Here is a 1,073-nt window from a genome sequence, read left to right as displayed (position 1 = left end):
GGAAGCAGATGAAATATTATTGGCGAGATTTTCAAGTCATGACAGCTGATAAAATAGAGCAATGGGTGGAGAGAGTATCAAACCAATTCGGAAAAGAATACATGTTTACTTTTTAATGACAGCTTAAATTGTTTTCTCTTATGTTTAAGACACTTTTCACTATAAGCAGTTGCTCACTTTTAACAGCATGTATTGTAGTTGACGGAACAGCATCGGGGCAGATTCCCAATATCGTCATTCAACCTCAAATTCCAGCAAGTACACCTGTAGAACGTCCTGCACACCAAACCATTTATATGCCAACACCTATGCCTTATCCTGCGCAAACATGGCAACAAAAAGTCAAAATTAAAACCTATGATGGTCGCTGCGTAGATTTTAGTCGCAGTAATCAACGTTCCATTCAGACTTCACATTGTCATGATGGTACCAATCAGCATTTTATTTTCCATCCTGATCAAAGCATTACCGTGCAAGGTAAATGTCTAGATGTAGCAGGAAAACAGAAACATGATGGTGCTGAAGTAATTGCTTATACCTGTAATGGACAAAGTAACCAAAAATGGTATCTCGATGGTCAGCGTATTCGTAGTGCAGATACAGGCAAATGTTTAGATATTTATAATGGAAAAATGAAAATGTATAGCTGCAATCAAAATCGTGGGCAGAAATTTAGTTTTATTGCCTTATAAAAAAGAATCACTAATTCCCTCAGCCTAGCCTGCTCTTTTGAAGATGAGGGAATTAGCGAATGATAATTTAAAAAATTATAAAAATTTTACTTTAAATACGATTAATTAAGGATGCTGACTAAACAAATCAAAAATCACTTTTCTTAACCACTGATGACTGGTTTGGTGATGACAAGACGTATGCCAATATTGTCGTACAGGATAGGTTGGAAAATTCAAAGGCGCACTCACTACTTGTAAATTCCCGCGTGCCAATAAGCTGTCATTAAAAAGTAAACATGTATTCTTTTCCGAATTGGTTTGATACTCTCTCCACCCATTGCTCTATTTTATCAGCTGTCATGACTTGAAAATCTCGCCAATAATATTTCATCTGCTTCC

Annotated in this window: 1 protein-coding gene and 3 pseudogenes; 2 read left to right on the top strand and 2 right to left on the bottom strand. The window is 36.3% G+C overall.

Features of this window, described 5'->3' with window-relative positions; translation table 11 throughout:
- Positions 1-116, top strand: a pseudogene (locus tag FTT70_RS13540) (transposase); the annotation flags it as partial.
- 24 nt (positions 117-140) lie between these two features.
- Positions 141-692, top strand: coding sequence for a ricin-type beta-trefoil lectin domain protein (locus FTT70_RS13535; RefSeq protein ID WP_180168729.1), 552 nt, complete (start codon positions 141-143; stop codon positions 690-692).
- Between the two features lie 105 nt (positions 693-797).
- On the opposite strand, the pseudogene FTT70_RS13690 reads toward FTT70_RS13535, so the two are convergent.
- Positions 798-959: pseudogene (locus FTT70_RS13690) on the bottom strand (LysR family transcriptional regulator); the annotation flags it as partial.
- Positions 958-1,073: pseudogene (locus tag FTT70_RS13530) on the bottom strand (transposase); the annotation flags it as partial. The pseudogenes FTT70_RS13690 and FTT70_RS13530, both read right to left, overlap by 2 nt.

It is taken from the genome of Acinetobacter sp. YH01003 (genome assembly GCF_013420525.1).
In the GTDB taxonomy this organism is placed as follows: Bacteria; Pseudomonadota; Gammaproteobacteria; order Pseudomonadales; family Moraxellaceae; genus Acinetobacter; species Acinetobacter towneri.
The sequence above is the reverse complement of the archived record's forward strand: the minus strand, read 5'-3'. Positions and strand labels throughout refer to the sequence as shown.